Here is a 22,987-nt window from a genome sequence, read left to right as displayed (position 1 = left end):
ATACTTTTGGCTAACGTTGCGCTTGACGTAACAAAACTGAAATGTAAGTTCACCTCAATCACAATAATGAAAATAGGTCGTATTTACATTTAATTAAAAAAAGAAAGCTTCATGGATAAATGGACTTACCTTTCGGTAGCTCTGTTTGTTCAGAAAGCCGAATTCCAGGGAACAAATATGGAAAACCGAAACACACTAAACCGATTATCTCAAGGGATAATCGTCGCGCTTGGTCTTGGGGGAGCTTCATTCGTAGCTGCTCAAGAAGAAGCTGATAAGAGTGCTGAATCTGTAGAACAGATTTCAGTAGTCGGCTCTCGTATTCGTACGGACTCTTTTGCTAATGACACACCTATCGACATCATTTCTGTTGAAGATGCTGAAGGCGAAGGTCTAAAGACATTGGGCGAACTACTTCGTACAAGTACTGCAGCAGCAGGTTCAAGCCAGATCACTGCAGCGCTTACAGTTGGTTATGTAACTGACGGCGGTACTGGTGCAGAAACTGTTGGTCTTCGTGGCTTAGGTGCAAACCGTACACTTATTCTTTTAAACGGCCGTCGTGCAGGACCTGCGGGTACACGTGGTGCAGTTTCTTCATTCGATTTGAACAGTCTGCCACTTTCAGCTATCGAGCGTGTTGAAATCCTTAAAGACGGTGCATCAGCTCTGTATGGTTCAGACGCGGTAGCCGGTGTAATTAACATCATCACCAAAAAAGGCGACGAGAAGACAGTAAACGTTGATATCAGCCAGCCAATGGAATCGGGCGGTGAAGACCGCCGTATCAACATCTCTTATGGTGAAGAGTATGCTGAAGGCTCATTCCGTGTGACTGCTGACTATCGCAAGGTGTCAATGCTTCGCCGTGGCGATCGTGACTATTTCAACTGTACAGAACGTCTACAGTTTGCTGAAGACGGTTCACGTACCGATCCTATCGACCCTCGTACAGGTGAATACCACTGTGCCGAAACCGGTTACGGGTTATGGCTATATGGTGGTGTATCTTCAGCTTATGGCGGCAGTTTGCAGGCTGCATTTGATTACGACAACTTTTTCGCGAATAACGGATACGAAAGCATTAACGATGCTAACGTTGGCTTTACAACACCAGAAGGCTGGTATCCGGTTTCATTTAACGATAACTATGCCAGTGAAGGTTGGTGGGATCAAAATCATCCATTCTTAGGCTCGCAAACTGTTGTACCAGAAACGCAAAACGCGTCAATTTATGCTACTGGCGAATACAATCTTACTGATGATGTAGTTGTTTACGGTGAATTTATTCACAGCCGTCGTACAACAAAGACTGATGACTATCGTCAGTTCTGGACTGCGGATGTTGGTACGCTATCTACTGATGTTTTAGATGGCTTTGATGGTGATGGTTTTGTATTCCCTGTTGCGTTAACAGACCACTTTAGCTCAGAAATTCAAGTTGATTATACCCGTGGTGTTGTTGGTGCTACCGGCGATATTGGCTTCTGGACTTGGGATCTATCTTACCAGTACAGCTACAACGATGGTAAGTACGAACAAGATATTATCTATAACGATGCTATGTTGATGGCACAGTTCAATGCTGCTGATGGCGTTAGTTGTTCTGGTGAAGTAACCGACTTTAGCGGTAATACCTGTGTTGACATTCCATGGACTGACCCGGAATTCCTTTACGGTAACAGAACACCAGCACAAGAAGCGTTCTTGTTTGGCCGTGATAGCGGGCAAACAACTTACGACCAACAAACCCTTGAAGGTTATGTAACTGGCGACTTGTTCACTTTACCAGCTGGTGAAGTAGGTGCCGCATTCGGTTTCCAAATCCAAAAAGATGAAATCGAGGATACACCTGGAGAGAATACTCTGAACGGCAACTCTTGGGGCCTATCTGGAGCAGGTATCACTGCTGGTGACCAGTTAACTAAAGCAATTTACGCAGAAGTGAAAATTCCAGTTTTAGAAGATGTTACTGGCTTCGAAAGCCTGGATTTAACTGCTTCTGGTCGTTGGAACGATGTTGATACTTATGGTTCAGACACAACGTTTAAACTAGGCTTGAACTGGTCAATCATCGACGGTGTGAGCGTTCGTGCAAGCCGCGGTACGTCTTTCCGTGCTCCAGCACTATACGAGCTATACCTTGCAGAACAGACAGGTTTCGCTGGTCAGCTAGCTATCGACCCGTGTCTTGACTATGTAAACCAATTCGAGTCAGGTGCAATTAACGATACAGTATTTGCTAACTGTCAATCTGAGGGTATTCCTGCGGATTACGAGCAAGGTGGAAGTTCAGCATTACTTGTTACTAGCGGTGGTGTAGGTCGTCTTGAAGCAGAAACTTCAGTTGCAGAAGGCATCGGTCTTGTTCTTACAAGCCCTGAAGATACGTACGCTTTCTCAATTGACTATTTCAATATTGAAATTTCAAACGAGATTGACAACTTGGGCGGTGCAGACATCGTAAACCGTTGTTATAACTCTATCGATTTTGCTAACGAGCCACTATGTGATTTATTTACACGTAGAGACGGTTCAGATGCAAACGATTTTGGTATCGACCAAGTTAACGGTGGTTACGTAAACATTTCATACCAACGCGTACGTGGTGTTGACTACAACTTCACTTATGATGAGGAATTCGATTGGGGTAATGTTCGTTTCCGCGTAGAACACACTATGCAGATTGAAAAGTATGGCCTGTTGTTTGAAGACTCTCCATATAATAATGAAGTTGGTGAAAACGGTATTCCTAAACACGTAGGTGTGGCTCGTCTAACCTATGGTAGAGACGACTGGAGCATTACGTGGACTGCTAGCTACTTCGACTCTACTAATGATTACGAGTACTACAGTAGCGAAACAAATACTACTACGCTAAATGGCGAAACAGTGACGTTTATTGATGAAACAAAATGGACGACATATCACGCATTGTCGGGCTCATTTGTTTACGAAGACTTCGATGTTACTGTGGGTGTAGCAAACATGTTTGACCAAGAGCCACCTCGTTTATCTAGAAGTGGTTTTGAGTTAGGTAACTCTGCTTTATTCTCTCAGTACGACTTTATCGGTCGAAGAGTATTTGCTAACGTGAAATACAACTTCTAAAAGTATGACTTGACGTAGTAAGCCTCCGTTTATCGGAGGCTTTTTTACATGGAGATAATTATAAATGAAAGCGCGTTTGTTACTTTTCATAACGTTAATGCTAGGAAACCAATTTTTATTGGTTTCCGCGAGGGCAGATGTAAACAAGCAAGTATTAGAGGCTTACGCAAACCCTTCACTTTATCTAGATATTAAAATATCCCCCGATGGCACCTATTTGGCATCAACTTCACGGGATAAAGAAGACGGTGTAATCTTTTTAACGGTGCTAGATATAAAAAATCAAAAAGTAGTATCTATAACTCGTGGAAAAGGGAAGAAATCGGTAAGTAGTTTCAATTGGCTGAATGATGAACGCCTTTTGCTTACGATGGCTCGCGAAGTTGGTTCATTCGAAAGACCCCTTCCAACGGGTGAATTAATCGCAATGAATGCTGACGGTTCAAACAATACAATATTGACGGGATGGCGTTCAGAAAGTGGCGATAAGCGCTTTTCTCAGATGGTAGACTTTCTTCCAAATGAACCAGATGCCGTAATTGTTTCAAGTGTAGACCTATATGCTAAAGAGCCATATTTAGATCTGTATAAAATGAAAGTAAGTAATGGCCGTAAAAGTGGTCTTGGCCGTTTACCATTGCGCGGATACGACGGGATTACATCTGGTGTAATCACGAACAGTGAAGGTTATGCAATTGCAACTTTTAATACCGACCCAAATGAAGGTAATAAACAAAAGCTATTGGTTCGAGCTTCGAAAGATGAAGATTGGTTTGTGGCTTTTGAAGCGGAAGATTATGCGCCTTTCTTTGAGCCTATTGTACTGTTAGACGATGACAAGACCCTAGTTGGTTTAAGTTCAATAGAGACGCCCACCAAAGCTATAGCGACCTACAATATAGAAACGAGGGAGCATACGGTACTCTATGCTCACGAAAAAGTAGATGTAACACCTATTCTTCATGCTGAAGGTGGTCAGGTGCGCGAATTGCTTGGTGCTTTTTATGAGTATAAACAACCAGATGCAGTTTTATTTCAAGACGTAAAAAACAAATCTGAACAGTCGATAATTGCGAGTCTTCTAAAATCATTTAAAGGACAAACTATAAGCGCAACGTCATCGACCAAAGATGGTAATAAGACTATTTTTAGAGTGAACAATGCGAATAATCCGTCGGTATTCTATTTGTTTGATAAAGAAGCACGGCAACTTGTCAAACTTGCTGAATCAAGACCTTGGATGAATGATATTAGCATTCCAGCGTCTAAGTTGATTACATACAAAGCAAGAGATGGGCAAGAGATATCAGCAGTGCTTACCCTTCCTCCTGGTGAATCCAAAAACTTGCCGTTTGTGTTACTTCCACATGGTGGCCCTCACGGTGTGTACGATACCATCGCAGAAATCAACGCTGACGCTAAAGTGCTAGCGTCTCATGGCTACGCGGTACTACAACCTAATTTTAGAGGTTCGGGCGGATATGGTTTAGACTTTTTAACCGCAGGCTTCAGAAAGTGGGGAACAACTATGATTGATGATATGACTGACGGTTCTCTACACTTGGTTAAACAAGGCATCGTAGATAAAGACCGGATGTGCGTGTATGGTGGCTCCTACGGTGGATATGCCGCTCTTCAAAGCGTAATTAGAGAGCCTGATCTGTATAAATGCACCATTGGTTTTGTGGGTGTCTATAGTCTTCAACATTTTAGGGAAGGAGGTGATATCCCTACTCGTAAGTCTGGGGTTAATTATTTGAATCGCGTACTACCTGAAGGTGCAGAGCAAGTTGCTCAGTCGCCTGTGAAGAATGTAGATAAAATAAAAGTTCCTGTTTTTATAATTCAAGGCGAAGAAGATGTTCGTGTACCAAAAGAGCACGCATTTAAATTGCGCGATGAGTTGGAAAAACACAACAAGCCCTATGAATGGATGATGAAATCAGGCGAAGGCCATGGTTTTTATAAGCCTGAGAATAACGTAGAGCGTTGGGATGCAATGATCAAGTTTTTAGATAAGCATACTCAGTAAATAGCATGCTTTACTGCAACTAGAAATTGCAAATAAAATCAAAAGGAAACGGTTAGCTACCGTTTCCTTTTTTTATTTTTAGCTTTGTTTTCTAACGCTAAGCGTTACTATTAAACAGGTTATCCTAAATAAAAAAAGAGAAAGAATACATGTGCGGATTTATACAACGTATTACTGACTCACCAGACGTTATAGCGCTGCTTGAAGAAGTGGGGCTCACACAAACCATTCCGCTTTTTGTCAACGAATCTTCCACAAGCAATGTCATTAACTTTTATCCTGCATTTGGAAAAGCATCTGAACGGCAAATTACTAATTTAATAGTGTCTGGTGTTAGCACCATAGATGCTACATGGTGGTTTGATGCTAAGCCCGTTGGCGACACGTTAGAAGTTGGCAACAGAACAACATTTAACGCCCGTAATTTAGATAGCCCTTACTGGAGCAAGTTTATTCGAGAACGACGCGCGATAGTCGTAGCAACGGCAGTAGGTGAGTCAAACCCACTTGGTAAAGGAAAAGCACATTACTTAATGAAGCCCACTGGTGGAGCATTGCTGATTGGCGCAGTATATCGGCGGTTTAGCAATGGGCTATTTTCCTGTGCGGTAGTAACACGCCCACCCGTAGAGGGATTTAGTCAGTATCACGAGAAATCCATTCCATGCTTTCTTCCTCACGATAGTCACGCTATTAATGCATGGCTAACCGCTGACAAACAAGGCTCATTAAATAATGAGGTAGAGTATATTTTGAATAACCCTCGTATTTATAACGACCTTGAAGTCACGCGAGTAAAAACGTTTAAGAGTGCCGAGGCAATCGGTGAAGTTAACATGTTAAAGGCTGACTAAAACTGTTAAATCAAACCGCGCATACAAATAAAATAAAGGCGGCCTTAATCACAGCCGCCTCTAATCTTAGATTTACAGTAGAACGTTTTATTTAAGATAGGAAAGCAAGGTTTCCTCGTCCGCGCCTAAAACATTCTTTTTCACTTCTTTGTCGACGACTTCTGAGCATTGAGATGACATTCCGCCTCGCAATTTTCCAAGAAACCCCGGCCCGCTAATAATATCTATTGAGCCTAGCGCACCTCGTTTACGCTCACCATCCAGCCACTCTGCGATGTCGCTGGCAAATCGTTCATCTTCGAGTTCTGCGGCATCTTTTCGGTTCATGCTATCAACGCCCGGTACTTGCGAAGCGGGAGCCGATTGTCTACCGGGTTTATCCGTATAAATATCTTGGTCACTCGCGCCGCTAAACTCATTGTGCCATTTCTTTACTTCAACAAGCGCACTTCCGTGGTTGGTATAGGTGTAAGCTGTGGCGTCGTCGTGGTTAGCCACAATTACGTAGTGTTTCTGAACTGTCATACAGCCTCCTATGTCCTTTTATGTAAAACATTCACGTTTATGGTGTTTTCTAATGGCAAGTATGAAAAATGTGCCTAAAACCCGAAATAAAACGCTAATGTAAAAGGGGTATTGCAATATCAACACCAAAGCTAAGACAATTAACAATAGGGTGTCGCTTCTAATAGCTAACTCGAAGCAGGTTTCAAACCGTGCAAAGAGCTCTGATCGAACAATAATTATGACGAAGCAAATTAATGCCTAATCTATAAGGTTAGTCTAAATTATTAAATCGTAATGTATTGTTTCTTAAAAATAATATTGATTGAAGGGGGGGGGCAGTCTACATTAATTGCTACAAGAATTAAGAAATAAGGACTTTTCAATGAGACAAATCGGAATATTAGCGGCATGTCTTTTCTTACCCGCAATAGCGAATGCTACGACGATGATTGAATACGGGCAGCCGAACTCCTTTAAAAGCCCTGAAACGAATTCTTTTGCCTCACTTACACAATCATCATCTAGAACGTCAGCCGCATGCTATGTTGTCTCTCAATACTACAATGGAGTAAAGGGGCAAAAAGTAGTCAGCAATCAAATTGAAAGCAGTATTATAGAACACGTTAACGGTAAAAATTTGGACCTTAATGATTTAGGTAAAGGTGAGGAATTGACTGGTCTAGAAATTGAAATCGATGGTCATTCAGTAGACTTTAATGTTTATCGTGATTTAAGTGAAGAGTCTAGCATTGCTATTGTTGGTGACGCTGAAGATAGCTTAGTTTTTAGACTTGGTTTTTTATCGGAACTCTCTACAAATCATAGATATAAGTTAAATTCGGTAACACTAAGCCTAGAGAGAGGAACGTCTAAAATTGATGGGATGACACATGCTCTAGCATTTATAAATGGCGAAATAGATGAATTAACTAATACCATTACTGACGACGAGCAGTGCCGAAGAGAACTTGCTAAAAACCAGGTAAAACACCAATATTGGGGGGCTTATGTCGGTCCTGGTCTAGACTCTTCAAATATTTTAGAGACCATTTCTCCAGGTATTTGCAAAAGAACAGTGAGTATGCGTACTTGCTATGCGAATAAGGGCCAGACTCCTTGTACAGAGACAGTGTACTCTTTTCCGGAACGGTGCGATTGACGGAAAACAGAACTAAACGATGCCTGGCCTTTTCAACACCAGCTTTATAAGCACTTAGCAGGTTTGGGCAACCCAGCCAGTTTGGTGGCTTGCTTCGCCGGGCCTTTTCTAAAGAGTCGCTGCAGGTAGCGGCTATTACCTTTTTCTGGCCCAAACTTATTGGCCATGGCTTTCACCAAAGCACGAATCGCTGGGCTGGTTTCGTATTCTTCATAGAATGCGCGCACAAAACGCACCACTTCCCAATGCGCCTCGGTTAGCTCAATGTTCTCTTCTTGCGCCAGCAGCTCAACCATACCTTCGTCCCATAGGGTATAGTCAAGTAAATACCCGGCTTTGTCAGTAGGGATCGCTTGACCTTTATAATTGAAGCTATAGGTTTCTTGTGTCATGAAAGGGGTATCCAGTGCTGATTTTTCGCTGATATTGCAGCAAGTTCTTTGTAGGAAATTGGGTTAAAATGTTCAGGCAGATTTGCGCCCCTAGTAGCCGCGTCTGTACTCAAGAACGACAAGCTAAGCGTTGACTTGTCTTTTACCGTATTGACTAGTTCCTCAAAAAACGCGGTGTTTAACGTAGGGGCATAAACGCCATCACCAACGAATACTACATATGCAGAGGTCGCTTGCTGAAAGGTGGCTTCAATAAGCTGTTTGTATTCATTGCTCAAATTTGGCGTTGAAATAGTAATAAGCATTAGAATGTCACCACATGATCTACGCTTCGGATAAGCGCGACTTTTTCTTCTGGGGTTATCCACTCACAGTCTAACTCATCAACTAAGCTGGTATTAGCAAGAACCTGGTCAATGTCGTAGGTAACTGCACTCACTTTACACACAAAGCATTCTTCTATATCGAAAAATGGCATGCTAGCTAAACGTTTGGTGTGATTTTTCAGCCCTTTGGTAGACGCTGCCTTAACAAGCTGCAATACACCTTGGTTTTCAAAAAGCACTTTAACATCGTGCCCATAGTTTGTTGCAGCAAGCGCAAAATCTAAACCATCTTGGCTTTTTGCATTGGAAAAAGGGCTTTGCGTAAACCTAATAAGTAAATGCGCCATTAGAATTGTACCAGTCTGTTGCAATCATGGAGCGCAGCGAAGAACTCGCCTAAGCCAGCTTGCTCGAAAGGAGCGGTTAAATTAGCCTGAGACAAACCATTCTCTTTCGCCTCTACCTCGCTAACGATACCTCGCTTAACGGCAGCGGTAATGCATACAAGTAACTTTACCCCATGTTCACATGCCAGAGTCTTCCAGCTATCTAGTGCGTAGAGTTCGTCGCCCGAATTTAGCATTAAGTTATTAGTGTGGTGTACACCTTCGCTATAAAAGAAAACGTTGTTTATTACATCACCATTATCGATTACACCTTGCGCAAAGGCGAGGGCGCGTAACGCTGTATCGCCTTGAAACGGTGATGATGTGATAAGTACTGAATATTCTGCCATACAAATAAAAACACCCCGGTTAAGGGGTGTTTATCTTTTCAACCTTTAACGCTAAATTAATCGTCGCCGCCAAACGCACCTAGAAGGTGAAGGATAGACGTGAACAAGTTGTATATGTTCAAGTATAGCGAAACTGTTGCACGAATGTAGTTTGTTTCACCACCGTGGATGATACGACTTGTATCAAACAAGATGAAGCCTGACATAATAAACACAATCGCTGCACTAATCGCTAGGCTTACCGCAGGCACTGCGAAGAAGATGTTCGCAATAGCGGCTACAAGCACTACAACTAAACCAACAACCAAGAAGCCGCCCATAAACGAGAAGTCTTTCTTTGTAGTAAGGGCATAGCCAGATAGCGCAAAGAACACAAGGGCTGTCGCACCTAGTGCTTCCATGATTAGGCCGGGACCTGCTACACCTAGGTAGAAATTAAGCGTGTAACCTAAAGACGCGCCCATCAAACCGGTGAAAGCAAACACCCAGTAGATGCCAGATGCAGAATCTGCTTTTTTCTGGACTACAAAAAGAGTAATAAATGCGCCGATAGTCATAACAAGAGACATCATAGGAGAAATGCCTACCGCCATTGCTATACCAGCACAAACCGCACTAAACGCTAGTGTCATCGCAAGCAGCATATAGGTGTTGCGTAGAACCTTGTTCGTCTGCAATACCGATGGTTGAGATGCACTTGAATACATCGAACGTTGATCCATTGTTTCCTCCAATAGGACTTATGATATGACCAAAATGGTACACAATTATTTAGTATATGTTGTATGGGTTTTAGTTCCCATTTTCAAGTAGTTTCAGATGAAAATGGTGTCAGGTGAATATAAAAACATCTTTTATACGCGCTAAACAGCGTATTTGGTTGAAATCTCGGCACTTAACCAATTTTTTTAATTTTTCGCTTTACAGTCATAAAAATATCATTAAGATACGCAGCACTTCAGGAGAGTTGGCAGAGCCCGGTTTAATGCACCTGACTTGAAATCAGACGTGGGGTCAAACCCACCGGGGGTTCGAATCCCTCACTCTCCGCCATATTAGGAAAGCCCGCACATTGTTGCGGGTTTTTTTATGCCTGTTTACCACGTTAAACTTTCGTATAAGACCACAGTCGCATTGTTACATTCCATTCACATGTTTAGGCTTGCGTTTTCTTCGCGCAATCTAAAGGTGTTATGTGTCACAAGAAAGTTCTTCTTATCAAAATCTTCACAAACCAAGTAGTAGCTTTGAATCACGAGACGACTATTTAAATCACGAATTACAAATACTTTCTCCTAAACGCTGGCGGTTAAACCTGCCCGGTAAAGACTACCGCGTTGAATGGGAAGACTTTGTACCCGGGATGGCTGCAACCATAGGTAAAATAGTTATGGTTGCCGCTGTAGTTGGTGCATTTGCAGCACCACTTGGGTTATCCCCTGAATTTGTCATTGAAAACGTACGCTTCGAGTTACTTATCGCCGCCGTATTGTTCGTTGTTTTAATTTCAGGCTTTCTTAACCCGTCTGCCAATTTAGCGGGAACCCATGGGCCGCTTTTGCCACTGGTGCCTCTTATCGTTGCTTCTGGTGGTCACCCCATGGCGCTTGGCCTGCTTATCGGTTTGTTTGGTTTCATATTAGGCATAACCAAGGGCGGTAGCATACTTGCTAAGCTTACCAGTAACGGGGTTTGCGGTGGGCTGCTGTTATATTTGGGCTTTATAGGTATTACAGGTCAGGTTAAGAAGCTATTTGCCTGGGCAGAAAGCTTCGATATGGCCTATCTAGCCTTTGTAGTGATCATAGCCACTATTCTTATGTACGCATGGCTAGAGCATATTAAAAAGCGCTGGTTGGCTATTCCGCTAGGTGCGGTAATGGCAGCAGCAATAGCTTTTGCTTTTGGTGCGCCGTTTGAGTTCACGACATCGCCTGGTATGCCTAATTTAAACCCTGCTTATTGGTGGGGCGAAGACACTGGCTGGAAACTAGGCTTACCAGACTGGTCGCACTTTATTGCAGTGCTGCCTTTTGCTGTACTTGCAGTGTCAATGTGGTCGCCGGACTTTTTGGGGCATCAGGTGTTTCAAAAGCTCAGTTACCCGAAGAAAAGTGAAAAGGCTCACATGAACATCGATGACACCATGATTGCTGCTTCAAGCCGTCAGGCGGTAGGAAGCTTATTAGGTGGGGGAAATATCTCATCATCATGGGGAACCTATATTATCCCAGCATCTATTGCGCGCAGACCAATTCCAGGTGGTGCATTAGTTACCGGTCTATTATGTGTTGTCGCCGCGCTATGGGGTTACCCTATGGACTTAGCCATTTGGCCTCCAGTACTCTGTGTTGCTTTGATTGTTGGCGTGTTTCTTCCATTAATGGAAGCGGGTATGCAAATGACACGAGAAGGTAAAACAACGCAATCTGCGGCACTGGTCGTTATTTCATCTGTACTAGTTAACCCTGTATTTGGGTGGTCTTTTACTATGCTATTAGATAATTTAGGTGTAGTTGGGTGTAAAGACAGAGCTGGCGATTTAGGTAAAGCAGGCCGCTGGGTAATTCCTGGTATTACTTTCTTGGTGCTGTGTACGGTTATGGCATTAATCGGTATGTTCCCTGGTGTACCAGCAATAATGGAAAGCTTTAGAATGTAGTGTTGAAAGTATACGGCGTGGGAACTTCCTTCCACGCCGTTTGATGTCCTTCGTAACTCTCTCTTGCCTCTTCTGTTGTCTTTACCCTTGCGTGCTAGGTAACTTAACCCTAAGGATGCTTGCAGGGTTACGCGTACCATTTTTTTTAGTTTACGCTCTATTGGTCCCAGTGGGGGGTATCTCCAAAGTAGTTTGACAAGAAGTCGATAAAAACCCTGAGTTTATTAGAGACAAGCTTTCTGTGCGGGTAAACGGCGTATAACGAAATTGCTTGCGGTACGAATTCATTCAGTATGGAAACCAGCTCACCGTTTTTAAGCGCTTCACCAACAATAAATGTAGGTTGAAGTACATATCCTGCACCTTGTTTGGCAACATTGGCTAGCACTTCTCCATTATTAGCGGTTAGTTTAGGCGTCACTTTCTGGGCGTTTGCCTTTAACGCTGTAATCAGCATTGACTTATCGTTTTCATAATTCACGTAAGAATATTCAAGATAGTGCTCCGGCTTTAAATCGTTGGGGTGTAGTGGCGTACCGTATTTTTTCAGATAGGCAGGAGAAGCGCATAAAGCAAGTTTAATAGTTGTTATCTTTTTGGCCACCAGCGTTGAGTTGGCAAGGTGGCCAGCACGTATTGCGATATCAAACCCTTCGTCTATCACATCAATTTTTCGGTCATTAAGCTGCAAGTTTATCGATACATTAGGGTGTGCTTGTTGAAACGCGCTGAGAGCGTCGGCTAAGTGCAGTGTTGAAAAGGTAACTGGAGCACTGACATATAAAACTCCCTTAGCTTGCGTACTTAGCAATCCAAGCTGACTTTCCATGTCGCTTACACTTTCAAGGATGTGATTAGCATGTTGCAAGCATTGCTGGCCCGCCTCGGTTAAATGGATCTTTCTTGTAGTGCGGTTAAATAAGCGTGCATCAAGCTGCTTTTCTAACTCTGCAATGTATTTACTCACCAGTTGGTTTGACGTGTCGAGCTTTTCTGCAGCTTTAGTGAAGCTGCCCTCGTTTGCAACAACGGTAAAGGTCTTCAACAGAGATAATTTATCCACTTTTAACCCGTATTATTTAATTAACAACATTATGTTGGTAATAATTCAATAATTGCCATCTTTATTCAATAGCTGTTGGTAACTATTCTAAGCACATACGGTTAGCGCAGTCGCTACTAAGTGATTGTACAAGCAGCGCGCTCTAATTTTTAAGTTACGACATTTTTGAACATGGGACTTTTCGTCACCAAAGGTTTTAAGGATATGGCAATGAATAAACAATTTTTGAAAAGCATTTTTACATCTAACAACAGTGTTTCTAGCTTGGTTTTACGCGTTCCGGTTGGCATTATTTTGAGTGCTCACGGTGCGCAAAAGCTTTTCGCATGGTTCGGCGGATATGGCTTGGAAGCTACCGGGCAGTGGATGGAAAGCATAGGCTTAGCACCTGGTTTTTTAATGGCACTACTAGCTGGAAGCGCAGAGTTTTTCGGTGGTCTAGCACTTATAGTTGGGTTGCTTACTCGTCCTGCTGCTTTGGTGAGCGCCTTTACTATGGTGATTGCTATTTTTAGCGTGCATGCACCTAATGGGTTATTTATGAGCAACAACGGTTACGAATTTGCTCTTGCGCTTCTAGCTGCAACGACTGCATTGACTATTCAAGGTGGCGGAAAATTATCTATCGATACCCTTATTAGCAATAAGCTGAATAAGTAGAACAACCGAACTAGGTTATTGAAGCCAGCTTGTTATAGCTGGCTTTCTAATAAGCCAAGTCCTTAATTGCAGTTAACAATGAGCGATGCTATGCAACAGCGACCCCAGTCAGATATTCACCCCACAGCGCGGATCACAACAGCCTATATCTCTCATGGAGGTGGCCCGCTTCCGCTTCTTGAAATGCTTTCAAAAGGTGAGGAGGATGCACCAGCTTATCACGCGGAAATGATTAACGTGTTGAAAGGATTATCAATAGAACTTCCAAAGCCAGATTTAATTATCGTGATAAGTGCCCACTGGGAAGAAGCAGAAGTCTGTGTGACCACACACCCGCGCCCATCATTAATTTATGATTATTATGGCTTTCCACCAGCAGCGTACTCTATTAAATACCCTGCCGAAGGAGAGAAAGGTTTTGCGTCGTCAATAGTTACAAATCTGAAAGAGCAGGGTATAACGGCGCGGGGTGATAATGAGCGAGGTTTCGATCACGGTATGTTTATCCCATTGAGTATAATGTATCCCAAGGCTGATGTACCCTGTATTCAAGTGTCGATAACGTCTGATTTATATGCCACCAAACATATTGAATTAGGGAAAGCGCTGAGAAAAGCGGTCGAAACTGCTACGACGGCTAATTCATCGCAAAAACACATTCTGATTTTAGGCTCGGGTTCTTCTTTTCATAATATGCAGGGCTTTTTTGACAAAGCCAGCGATACAATGCAAAAAGCCACCCGATTTAATAATTGGCTACAAACAACAATGCAAAGCAAGGCATACAGTGAAAATGAGCGCAGAGCTAGATTAGTCGATTGGGCCGAAGCCCCAGACGCACGATATGCCCATCCCAGAGAAGAGCACCTGTTACCACTGCATGTTTGCTACGGAGCAAATTTCAAAGCAGCTGACAAAGCCATTTCTTTAACACTGCTTAGTAAACCAGCAAGTATGTTTGTTTGGCACTACTAATTTCACGTTAGCAGCTATTTTATTGGGTTTCGCATTACGAGATGTAGTATAAAATAAAGACATACCGAGTGTGCTTTTACCAATTATTAAGCACTTTGTTTATCAATTGTTCGCTTAGGCCGGAATCTTACAATTAGTGCTTTACAGGCCCTCAGAAATCATTAAGATACGCATCACTTCAGGAGAGTTGGCAGAGCCCGGTTTAATGCACCTGACTTGAAATCAGACGTGGGGTCAAACCCACCGGGGGTTCGAATCCCTCACTCTCCGCCATATTACGAAAACCCGCACATTGCTGCGGGTTTTTTTATGGGCTAAATTTACTCGCTTTAATACACGGCTATAGCCAAGAACTGAACCTACGCATAACAACACTCTTCAAAGGTAAGCAAACACTGTTATTATCGACATCATGATCTATCGATGTGAATAGAGAACTAGTGGGAGTTTTTAAGCAATAACTTCAATAGCCTTAAAAAACTTCTTAGCATGTTCTACATTCATTTATACTAGGTTAATGCTGCAAGTGTTTCGAAATAATGAGAACGCGGAGCATCATATACAAAGATGGTTATTATTCTTGCGAAAAGGTGAATATTTCACCAGTTGATTGATTTAATTGAAATTAGTGCTTTACAGGGCGACGTAAATCATTAAGATAAGCACCACTTCAGGAGAGTTGGCAGAGCCCGGTTTAATGCACCTGACTTGAAATCAGACGTGGGGTCAAACCCACCGGGGGTTCGAATCCCTCACTCTCCGCCAATTTACGAAAACCCGCACATTGTTGCGGGTTTTTTTATGGGTGAAATATTTTCTGATCTCATCCTGTCTGTATCTTGTAATTACAAAACATTTCATAAAAACCAAGTTATGTCGCGCTTTATTCACAAAAGCTTGATATATATAAAAAGGTTTACAATCAACTGAAATCATTACGGCATATAAAAGCGGTGCACGTGTATCGCTGGTCCTACGCAGTTGGTAGTAATAACAAGAATTCAAGAGGACATTATGCAGGCAATGCCCACACTTAATCTTCGGGAAGGCACGGTTGAACAAAAAAGACAGGAAATAAAGGCGTATTTCCTCGACTCATTCAACACATATGAATCACTTTTCTCTTGCCTAGTGAATGATGAGGTCTTTTACGAGCGACCTGAAAAGCTGCGTCATCCGTTAATTTTTTATTTCGGCCATACCGCCACGTTTTTTATCAATAAGCTAGTGCTTTCAAGGGCTATCAACGAGCGTATTAACCCTAAGTTTGAATCGCTCTTTGCTATTGGTGTTGATGAGATGAGTTGGGATGACCTCAACGATGAAAACTACGATTGGCCGCAGGTTGAAGAGGTGCGTCAATATCGAAATCAAGTGCGCACCTTGGTATGCGACCTTATAGATACCATACCGTTTAGCATGCCTATCAACTGGGACAGCCCAATGTGGCCTTTAGTGATGGGAGTAGAACACGAACGCATTCATTTAGAAACCTCGTCTGTACTTATTAGGCAATTACCTATTTCGTCTGTGCGACCTAGTTCAGAATGGCCTGTTTGCCCTACAATGCTCACGCAGTCAGAAAAACTTGATGCCAACGTATTAATTACGGTTCCAGCGCAAACGGTAACTAATGATAAGACATGGGATAGTGCCTATTACGGCTGGGACAATGAATATGGAACTCAGCAAGAATCCGTAAGCGAGTTTAGTGCATCTAAGTTTCTGGTAAGCAATGGTGAGTATTTAGCTTTCGTTAAAGACGGCGGTTATCACAATGCGAAGTACTGGGAAGCTGAAGGCAATAAATGGCGAGAATATACCCAAGCCCAGCACCCTGTGTTTTGGGTTAAAAAGGGCGATGACTATACCTATCGCAGTATGCTTGAAGAACACTCACTTCCTTTAGATTGGCCGGTAGACGTTAATTATCACGAAGCAAAAGCGTTTTGTAATTACTTAAGCGAGAAGACTGGGTCGCTTATTCGCTTGCCCACTGAAAATGAATGGCAAGCGCTACGCGAGCATGCTGGTGTAACACAAACCGTATACGCTGATGGTTTCAACATTGCTTTACAAAAATACGCTTCGAGTGAGCCAGTTGATGTTAATCAGTCTGGCGAGTTTTTCGATGTAGTAGGGAATGTATGGCAGTGGACAGAAACGCCAATCTATCCGTTTGAAGGTTTTAAAGTGCATCCTCTGTACGACGACTTCACTACGCCAACGTATGATAATAAGCATAACCTCATTAAAGGCGGTAGCTGGGTATCTACAGGCAACGAGGCAATGAAAGACAGTCGCTACGCATTTAGGCGTCATTTCTTTCAGCATGCCGGGTTCAGATATGTTCAAGGAAAGCGAGTTATAGCAGTGAACGATTTTGATTACGAAAGCGATACGCAAGTGTCGCAATACAGCGAGTTTCACTATGGCGACGAATACTATGGTGTGCCTAATTTCGCCAAAGCCAGTGCTCAGTTTTGTATAGACAATATGCAGGGGCGTCATCACAGCAAAGCATTAGACTTAGGCTGTGCAGTGGGCCGTTCAACATTTGAACTTGCTAAGCACTTCGACCACGTTGATGGCATTGATTTTTCTGCTCGCTTCATTAAAACCGCATTTGATATGCAAGAGCGTGGAGAGATCCGCTATAACCTAATAGAAGAAGGTGAACTAACGTCATTTAAGGCAAGAAAACTATCTGCTTTGGGTATAGAAGAAAGTGCCGAAAAGGTCGCTTTTGCTCAGGGTGATGCGTGTAACTTAAAACCTCAGTATACGGGCTACGACCTTATCTTTATGGGGAATTTAATCGATAGGGTCTATAGCCCTAAAAAAGTTCTCGCTGATATGGCAAAACGTTTAAACAAAGGCGGTTTGCTTATAGTTGCCAGCCCCTTCACATGGCTTGAAGAATACACAGAGAGAAGCGAGTGGCTAGGGGGCTATAAAGATGAAAACGGTGAAACACTGAGCTCTACGCAAGCACTAGAAGATGCGCTAGGTAGCGGCTTTAAGCGCGTTGGCGAGCCCACAGAGCTGCCGTTTGTCATTCGAGAAACCAAACGTAAATATCAGCACACGCTTTCCGAGTTCAACGTATTTGAAAAGGTAAGTGATTAAAGGCTAGATAGAGGACGCTTGTGTCATGCTTTGGGGCCACGCTTTGGGTTAGAACACTAAACAAAGCGTGGCTTGATATCAGAAGTAGCTTATTATTTAAATAAATACCTGATCAAATAATGGTTGAGAACACATTGTGCTTGTTACAGTGCCAAGAGGCTCCGTAGCTCGAGTCAACATGGCAACACAACAGAACAAAATTAGTAGAGCAAGCAAAAGGGAAAAATACTGCTTAGAATCTTAAGTAGAGAGTAAGTAGAAATTAAGTAGAGAGTAAGTCGAGGGTGTACGAAGAGCAAAATCAACTCCCAGTGTTCAGTGCATTTGAACATGAGTTTATGCCTCACAAAGATGTGTGGCAGGCCCCAGCTCATCTAAAACGCGATCAAACTCGGCTTAAGTATTCAGCAATATTGCGTCGCTTTTATAGCAAGGTTTCTCAACAAACATCGGCCATAGATCCTCAGCAAGAGCCTATTGCTATGTGGATAGCTGATATGGATATACCGCCTTGCGATGACATTATAAGTGCAGTTACAAAAAACCTTCGTTCAACATATGGATATCAGTCTCTTGATATTGGTGAGGCAGTGGCTAAACGTTTTGAACGCAGTTCACCGAAATACAGCCGTTCTAATGTTAACAGCACTGATGTAGTTGATGTGGCCAGTATTATTGGCGCAATAGACGTAGCGCTTCGAACATTTTGTAAAGCTGGACAGAAGGTGATGGTGTTAACACCTACCTATTCACCCATAACCGAAACGGTGAAAAACAACAATTTAGAACCTGTATATATACCGGTAGGGCAGCCAGTCTGTACCATTAAAGAAAAATATACGGATGTAGCTTGGTCACACACTAGTAATCATCAGGGTATTGATGATTCCTTTAACGGCATAGACCTTAACGCTTTAGACAAATCTGCAGTAGCATTTGTTATCTGTCACCCCAACAACCCTACTGGCACAGTATTAAGCGCTTCAGCACAGCGTAAAATCGTGGATTTTTGCGCTTATCACAATATTTTGTTGATTACCGATGAAGTACACAGTGAATTTGCCTTTAACTCATATAACGAGCCGACCCTTATCCCTATCTTTGGCAGTGAACTTGATTACGAAGATGCAAATGAAGCTGAAATAAGTGAGCAAAATAAAACAATAGGTAAAAACATTAGGCACACACCGCGAATTATCCACCTCAATAGTGCCTCTAAAGCCTTCAACTTAGCCAGTATTCCCGGCGCGTCGTATGCGATTATAAAAGACAAAAAGATAAGGGAAAGATTTGCCCAGGCCATCAATGAACGACACCTTAATGCAACTAACTTAGGAAAAGTTGCATTAATTGCCGCCTACGTGAATGGCAGCACCTGGCTAGACGCGGTTAAAGGTGCGTTAGCCTTTAATAGAAAGCTAGTTGTTCGCTTCTTCAAGCACTACGGCATCAACGTAAGCTATACTATGGGAAGCGCTGGCTACTTTCTCTGGCTAGATCTCGCCTCATTTCCATTGAAGATCTCACAACCAATGGTTTCTGTGAAAACGGCAAAAGATTCAATGGGAAAGGAGTCTGATCAGATTCTTCGTTATTCACCTGTTGCAAACGTAGAACAGTGCCTAGAACGGGGCGTAGTAGGTAACGACGGAGCCCCCTTTGGCGCGCCAAATCATATAAGGCTTAATTTGGCCTGTCATCCTGCGGTTATAGAGACCGCACTGCAGCGTTTGTGCTTCACGTGGTAACTGTTCGCTACCGTTTAGTTTGAATTACACGCCAATAAGTTTCTAATCGACCTTTTGCATGACCGATGACAGCATTCTAAATAATAGAATAACTAGCCCTATTATCCCGTATTTTATTCCTACTAAAAAGAATTAAACTAATCTTATTGCAAATGAACTCAACCAAGATCTCAGCGGCTGTATAGCTAGTGGCTAATTAAGGGATTTTGTAAGAGCAGAAAGGTTTAAGGAATTAAAATGATGTACTTGCGAAAAGCGAACGAAAGAGGAAAAGTCAATTTTGGTTGGCTAGAAAGCCGACACAGTTTTTCATTTGGGCACTACTATGATGCGAAGCACATGGGCTTTTCAGCGTTAAGGGTGATTAATGATGATATTGTTCAGGCAGGTAGAGGTTTTGAGACGCACGGCCATAGAGATATGGAAATCATTTCATATGTAGTGAGCGGTGCCTTAAAGCATGAAGACAACACGGGCAATGAATACGTGGTACCTGCGGGTGATATACAAGTGATGAGTGCGGGTCGCGGTATTATGCACTCAGAGTTTAACCCCTCAAGTGAAGAACCTGTGAACTTTCTGCAAATTTGGATTGTGCCAAATGAAAAAGGGGGAACCCCAGGTTATACCCAGAAAACTTTCGGTAGTAGTGCTGGTGGTAATGAAAAGCTGGAGTTGCTCGTAAGTGGCGACGGAAGAGATGGTTCGTTAAAAATTAAGCAGAATGCGTCAATAAGTCGCTTGACCCTGAAAGCTCAAGAAGCTTGGCAACGAAATGCTGAAGGGCAAAAAGGGTATCTTCATATAATCTCAGGTAAGGCCAAAGCGTCGGTGAAAAGTGCAAGTAAAGCCGTTGAATTGGTACCTGGCGATGCTATTGGAATTTACGAGGAAGATAGTATTTCGCTTATTGCATCTCACGATTTGGTTGCCCTTTGGTTTGATTTACCAATTTAACTAGCTAAAAGTAATCTAGATCAATAATTTAGTTTCAATTTGTGTATCTCTACTTCACGAATCTTTATCTCGTGGTATGATGGCTGTGATAAGGTTTTAGGCTGTTAATAGTTATCATTAACGAAAATTGACAGTCTTAAACCTAGTTGTTTAGAAAACTGAAGTCAGTGAGATACTAGAGTGATAAAAATAATCCTAGCAGATGACCACGATTTGGTCAGAAGAGGGATACGCCGGATTCTGGAAGACGTAGAAGATTTTACTGTTATTGATGAAGCGAGTAACGGTGAAGATGCGGTACAAATGTGCCGAAAAAATGCGCCAGATGTGGTACTCATGGACGTGAACATGCCCGGTATTGGCGGACTAGAAGCGACAAAGAGAATTGTTCGCATGTCAGAAAATACGCGGGTGATATGTGTTTCAATGCACAAAGAAAGCCCGATACCTATGCAGGTAATGGAAGCGGGTGCTTTTGGATTTCTTACCAAAGACGCAAAGCCTGATGAGGTTATTCTTGCCATTCATAAAGTGGCGGCGGGGCAAATGTATCTCGACAATGAAATGGCCAATAGCATTGCGATAAGTAAGTTATTGCCAAGTTCGGATAATCCATTTGATGAGCTATCGAGTAGAGAACTTACAATAGCCATGAGATTAACCGAAGGTCATAAAGTGCCAGATATTGCTCGAGAACTTAGCATCAATTCAAAAACGGTTAATACCTACCGTTATCGCATGTTCCAAAAATTAGGCGTGACGTCTGACGTAGAGTTAACACACTTAGCCTACCGTCATAAGCTAATCAGTCCTAATACCTTTTAAGCGTCACTAGACGCATAACGTCAAAGTGATTATGTCTGCATTTGATTCAGCAGCATTTCTTAAGAATTTAACCTCTCAACCTGGTGTGTACCGTATGTACAACGGCCAGGAAGAGGTTATTTACGTAGGAAAAGCCAAAAACCTTAAAAAGCGAGTATCAAGTTACTTCCGTACTAACCTTGATAACGCCAAAACCCGTTCGTTGGTCAGTCAGATTGCGAACATGGATGTCACCGTTGTAAACAGTGAGACCGAAGCGTTTCTACTGGAGAACAACTTCATTAAGAAGTATAAGCCGCGTTACAACGTGGTAATGCGTGACGACAAATCTTACCCTTTTATCTTTTTATCAGATCACGAACATCCTCGGCTTTCTTTCCATCGCGGCCCTCAAAAGAAAAAGGGTGAATATTTCGGGCCATATCCGAGTGCTTGGTCGGTTCGAGAAAGCTTACGCTCTATGCAGCGTATATTTCCTGTTCGTCAATGCGAAGACAGCTATTACCGTGCGCGCAGCAGACCTTGCCTTCAGTATCAGATGCAACGGTGCAGCGCGCCTTGCGTTGAAGGCTATGTGAGCGCTGAGGAATATAAAGAACAGGTCAATTTTGCTCGCTTATTCTTAAAAGGTAAAAACCAGCAAGTCATTGGCGGGCTGGTGGACAAAATGGAAAAAGCCAGCGAAGCATTAAACTTTGAGGCCGCCGCGCGCTATCGCGATCAGATAAACGCATTAAGGAAAGTACAAGAGCGACAATGGGTTGCCGGTACTCAAGACGAAATGGATGTGTTTGGGTTCGCGTTCAAAGGCAACATGGCCTGTATTCAAGTTATGTTTATTCGCGAAGGGCAGTTGCTAGGCAGCAAAGCATATTTCCCTAAAGTGCCTAATACGGCAGACGAGCAAGAAGTTTTCGAATCTTTCTTCCTACAATTTTATTTAGCGGGCAACAAAGTCATTCCTAAACAAATTGTGTTAAGTAACACACTCAGTGACGAAGATGCTATTGCTGATGTACTTGCCAGTGAAGCAGGGCATAAGGTGCATTTCTTTAAAGGGGCGAGGGAAGAGAAGCGCAAGTATCTGCAGCTGGCCCAATCAAATGCACAAACCGCATTAGATGCCCAATATAGCCAGCAAAAGTCTGTGTTTGCACGCTATCTAGACCTAGAAGCGGCACTGGAAGTTGATACCCCTATTCAGCGCATGGAATGCTTTGATATTTCTCACACCTCTGGTCAACAAACAGTAGCGTCCTGCGTGGTATTTAATCGAGAAGGGCCACATAAAAGTGACTACCGTCGCTACAATATTGAAGGCATTACGCCTGGAGATGACTATGCGGCTATGGCGCAAGCATTAAAGCGGCGCTACAAGTCGGTTAAAGAAGTGCAAAAAATTCCGGACCTTCTATTAATTGATGGTGGTAAAGGTCAACTTGCCCAAGCTGAGGCGTTTTTTGAAGACTGGCCTCATGATAAAAAGCCCATGCTTTTAGGTGTAGCAAAGGGCACTACCCGTAAGCCGGGTTTAGAAACTTTGATTCTGGCGGGTAGTCATCAAGTGCTTCCCATGGATAGCCATTCGCCTGGACTTCATCTTATTCAGCATATTCGCGATGAATCACACCGATTTGCTATTACTGGGCACCGGAACCGCCGTCAGAAAGTAAAAACGACCTCGAGCCTTGAAAGTATTCCTGGTATTGGCGCTAAGCGTAGACAAACGTTGTTAAAGTTTATGGGAGGCTTACAAGGTCTTAAAAAGGCCAGTAAAGATGAAATAGCAAGTGTACCAGGCATAAGCCCAGAACTGGCGGATACTATTTACGACCACCTTCATCAATAAAT

The 22,987-nt window shown here is 42.9% G+C and carries 19 protein-coding genes and 3 tRNA genes; 15 read left to right on the top strand and 7 right to left on the bottom strand.

All coding sequences use genetic code 11. From position 1 onward, the window contains the following. The first annotated feature begins 177 nt into the window (after window positions 1-177). The 3 genes from ACYX4W_RS13700 (at window position 178) to ACYX4W_RS13690 (ending at window position 5,997) form a co-directional block, all read left to right on the top strand. Window positions 178-3,111: a TonB-dependent receptor domain-containing protein gene (locus ACYX4W_RS13700; protein ID WP_476075482.1), complete on the top strand. Its 2,934-nt coding sequence runs from the start codon at window positions 178-180 to the stop codon at window positions 3,109-3,111. Window positions 3,112-3,175: 64 nt separating this feature from the next. Next, window positions 3,176-5,143 carry an alpha/beta hydrolase family protein gene (locus ACYX4W_RS13695; RefSeq protein ID WP_476054035.1) on the top strand — a complete coding sequence of 656 codons (1,968 nt, stop codon included), beginning with the start codon at window positions 3,176-3,178 and terminating at the stop codon, window positions 5,141-5,143. A gap of 149 nt (window positions 5,144-5,292) precedes the next feature. After that, window positions 5,293-5,997, top strand: a complete 705-nt coding sequence (locus tag ACYX4W_RS13690) for an SOS response-associated peptidase family protein (RefSeq protein ID WP_476073553.1) — start codon at window positions 5,293-5,295, stop codon at window positions 5,995-5,997. A gap of 87 nt (window positions 5,998-6,084) precedes the next feature. On the opposite strand, the gene ACYX4W_RS13685 is transcribed toward ACYX4W_RS13690, so the two are convergent. Continuing rightward, window positions 6,085-6,522 (bottom strand): host attachment protein, encoded by a 438-nt coding sequence (locus ACYX4W_RS13685; protein ID WP_474856798.1) that lies wholly within the window; start codon window positions 6,520-6,522, stop codon window positions 6,085-6,087. Between the two features lie 364 nt (window positions 6,523-6,886). Here ACYX4W_RS13685 and ACYX4W_RS13680 point away from each other — a divergent pair, with 364 nt between their 5' ends. After that, the gene (locus ACYX4W_RS13680) at window positions 6,887-7,663 is read left to right on the top strand and encodes a hypothetical protein (RefSeq protein WP_476073552.1); all 777 of its coding nucleotides are present in this window, start codon (window positions 6,887-6,889) and stop codon (window positions 7,661-7,663) included. 44 nt (window positions 7,664-7,707) lie between these two features. Here the strand turns inward: ACYX4W_RS13680 and ACYX4W_RS13675 are convergent, their stop codons facing one another. From ACYX4W_RS13675 to ACYX4W_RS13655, 5 genes are read right to left on the bottom strand one after another with little or no spacing between them, the layout of a single operon-like run. After that, the gene (locus ACYX4W_RS13675; protein WP_476073551.1) at window positions 7,708-8,055 is read right to left on the bottom strand and encodes a TusE/DsrC/DsvC family sulfur relay protein; all 348 of its coding nucleotides are present in this window, start codon (window positions 8,053-8,055) and stop codon (window positions 7,708-7,710) included. Further along, a complete protein-coding gene (locus ACYX4W_RS13670; protein ID WP_476073550.1) occupies window positions 8,052-8,360 on the bottom strand; it encodes a DsrH/TusB family sulfur metabolism protein in 309 nt (102 codons plus the stop codon). Before ACYX4W_RS13670 ends, ACYX4W_RS13675 begins: the two co-directional genes overlap by 4 nt. Then, window positions 8,360-8,728: a DsrE family protein gene (locus tag ACYX4W_RS13665; protein WP_476073549.1), complete on the bottom strand. Its 369-nt coding sequence runs from the start codon at window positions 8,726-8,728 to the stop codon at window positions 8,360-8,362. Before ACYX4W_RS13665 ends, ACYX4W_RS13670 begins: the two co-directional genes overlap by 1 nt. Next, a complete protein-coding gene (gene tusD / locus ACYX4W_RS13660; protein WP_476073548.1) occupies window positions 8,728-9,117 on the bottom strand; it encodes a sulfurtransferase complex subunit TusD in 390 nt (129 codons plus the stop codon). The genes ACYX4W_RS13665 and tusD overlap by 1 nt, the downstream gene beginning before the upstream one ends. Window positions 9,118-9,173: 56 nt before the next feature. After that, complete coding sequence (locus ACYX4W_RS13655; RefSeq protein ID WP_014949619.1) at window positions 9,174-9,839, bottom strand: Bax inhibitor-1/YccA family protein; 666 nt, start codon at window positions 9,837-9,839, stop codon at window positions 9,174-9,176. Window positions 9,840-10,078: 239 nt separating this feature from the next. Between ACYX4W_RS13655 and ACYX4W_RS13650 the strand changes: the two genes are divergently transcribed. Then, window positions 10,079-10,170: transfer RNA gene (locus ACYX4W_RS13650), tRNA-Ser, on the top strand. Between the two features lie 142 nt (window positions 10,171-10,312). Beyond that, complete coding sequence (locus ACYX4W_RS13645; protein ID WP_476054041.1) at window positions 10,313-11,779, top strand: DUF3360 family protein; 1,467 nt, start codon at window positions 10,313-10,315, stop codon at window positions 11,777-11,779. Between the two features lie 157 nt (window positions 11,780-11,936). On the opposite strand, the gene ACYX4W_RS13640 is transcribed toward ACYX4W_RS13645, so the two are convergent. Next, window positions 11,937-12,842 (bottom strand): LysR family transcriptional regulator, encoded by a 906-nt coding sequence (locus ACYX4W_RS13640; RefSeq protein ID WP_476073547.1) that lies wholly within the window; start codon window positions 12,840-12,842, stop codon window positions 11,937-11,939. A 210-nt stretch (window positions 12,843-13,052) separates the two neighbouring features. On the opposite strand from ACYX4W_RS13640, the gene ACYX4W_RS13635 reads away from it, so the two are divergent. The 9 genes from ACYX4W_RS13635 (at window position 13,053) to uvrC (ending at window position 22,985) form a co-directional block, all read left to right on the top strand. Beyond that, window positions 13,053-13,502, top strand: a complete 450-nt coding sequence (locus ACYX4W_RS13635; RefSeq protein WP_476073546.1) for a DoxX family protein — start codon at window positions 13,053-13,055, stop codon at window positions 13,500-13,502. Between the two features lie 90 nt (window positions 13,503-13,592). Then, window positions 13,593-14,477: a DODA-type extradiol aromatic ring-opening family dioxygenase gene (locus tag ACYX4W_RS13630; protein WP_476073545.1), complete on the top strand. Its 885-nt coding sequence runs from the start codon at window positions 13,593-13,595 to the stop codon at window positions 14,475-14,477. 181 nt (window positions 14,478-14,658) lie between these two features. Then, window positions 14,659-14,750: transfer RNA gene (locus tag ACYX4W_RS13625), tRNA-Ser, on the top strand. Window positions 14,751-15,150: 400 nt separating this feature from the next. Beyond that, a tRNA-Ser gene (locus ACYX4W_RS13620) sits at window positions 15,151-15,242 on the top strand. A 249-nt stretch (window positions 15,243-15,491) separates the two neighbouring features. Further along, window positions 15,492-17,606, top strand: coding sequence for a 5-histidylcysteine sulfoxide synthase (gene ovoA, locus ACYX4W_RS13615; RefSeq protein WP_476073544.1), 2,115 nt, complete (start codon window positions 15,492-15,494; stop codon window positions 17,604-17,606). Window positions 17,607-17,944: 338 nt separating this feature from the next. Next, entirely contained in the window at window positions 17,945-19,354 is a 1,410-nt protein-coding gene (locus tag ACYX4W_RS13610) for an aminotransferase class I/II-fold pyridoxal phosphate-dependent enzyme (protein ID WP_476075481.1), read from the top strand. Window positions 19,355-19,591: 237 nt separating this feature from the next. Further along, entirely contained in the window at window positions 19,592-20,311 is a 720-nt protein-coding gene (locus ACYX4W_RS13605; protein WP_476073543.1) for a pirin family protein, read from the top strand. A gap of 180 nt (window positions 20,312-20,491) precedes the next feature. Continuing rightward, complete coding sequence (uvrY, locus tag ACYX4W_RS13600; RefSeq protein ID WP_269917018.1) at window positions 20,492-21,136, top strand: UvrY/SirA/GacA family response regulator transcription factor; 645 nt, start codon at window positions 20,492-20,494, stop codon at window positions 21,134-21,136. A gap of 31 nt (window positions 21,137-21,167) precedes the next feature. After that, window positions 21,168-22,985: an excinuclease ABC subunit UvrC gene (gene uvrC / locus ACYX4W_RS13595; protein ID WP_476073542.1), complete on the top strand. Its 1,818-nt coding sequence runs from the start codon at window positions 21,168-21,170 to the stop codon at window positions 22,983-22,985. Window positions 22,986-22,987 lie beyond the last annotated feature (2 nt).

Source organism: Alteromonas sp. ABH4_454, assembly GCF_056311775.1.
Note: the sequence above shows the minus strand (reverse complement) of the source record. Positions and strands in the feature narration are given on the sequence as shown.